General features: G+C 50.0%; 1 pseudogene. It reads left to right on the top strand.

Annotated features, from left to right (window positions below):
• Positions 1 to 344, top strand: a pseudogene (locus ACTHS3_RS17415) (nitroreductase family protein); the annotation flags it as partial.

Raw genomic sequence — 344 nt, 5'->3', positions numbered from 1 at the left:
GCCCGAGTGGTTGTATTGTTTGGCGAATAACATGCCAAAGTGTGGCATTTTGTCGAAGAAGCGTTGCGTGCGGTTGTTCCTGCCGAGCAGTTTGAAGCCACTGCACAAAAACTGAACTTATTTAAGGCAGGCGCGGCGACAGTTTTGTTCTTTGAAGATCAAGATGTTGTCAAAGGCTTGCAAGAGCAGTTACCATCTTATGCAGCCAACTTCCCGATCTGGGCGGATCAGGCAAATGCCATGGTTCAATATGCTGTATGGACAACATTGGCGGCTGCCGGGATCGGCGCCAATCTGCAACACTACAATCCACTGCCTGATGCGGCCATTGCCAAAGAATGGAC

The organism is Neisseria sp. P0009.S007, assembly GCF_051962515.1.
This window is presented reverse-complemented; position numbering and strand designations above follow the sequence as displayed.